The organism is Pseudoflavonifractor sp. MSJ-37 (assembly GCF_018917965.1).
Lineage (GTDB): Bacteria > Bacillota > Clostridia > Oscillospirales > Oscillospiraceae > Pseudoflavonifractor_A.
On sequence record NZ_JAHLPP010000018.1, the window covers coordinates 1 to 667 of the forward strand.

Sequence of the window (667 nt, forward strand, 5' to 3'; positions counted from 1 at the left end):
ATACAGCGGAACGCTGCGCCTGCGGGATACGGTGGCCCTGGCCGGGAGAGAAAAGCTGAAAATCACAGAGATGCGTATTCCATCCAAAGGGGAAATTGTTCGGACAGACACCGCTTATCCGGGTGAAATTGTTATCCTTCCCAGCGACAGCGTGAGGTTAAACGATGTATTAGGGGACCCAACCCGGCTCCCTCGTAAAAGGTGGCGTGAGGACCCCCTCCCCATGCTGCGGACGTCGATTGCGCCGAAAACGGCAGCGCAAAGAGAACGGCTGCTGGACGCTCTTACGCAACTTGCGGATACTGACCCGCTTTTGCGCTGCGAGGTGGATTCCATCACCCATGAGATCATTCTTTCTTTTTTGGGCCGGGTGCAGTTGGAGGTTGTTTCCGCTTTGCTGTCGGAAAAATACAAGCTTGAAACAGTGGTAAAGGAACCCACCGTCATTTATATGGAGCGGCCGCTCAAAGCAGCCAGCCACACCATCCATATCGAGGTGCCGCCCAACCCGTTTTGGGCATCCATCGGACTGTCTGTTACACCACTCCCGCTTGGCTCCGGTGTACAATACGAGAGCCGGGTTTCGCTGGGATACTTGAACCAGAGTTTTCAAAACGCTGTCAGGGATGGTATCCGTTACGGGCTGGAGCAGGGCTTGTTCGGCTGG

General features: G+C 55.2%; 1 pseudogene. It reads left to right on the plus strand.

Annotated features, from left to right (window positions below):
- Window positions 1-667: pseudogene (locus KQI12_RS12825) on the plus strand (tetracycline resistance ribosomal protection protein); the annotation flags it as partial.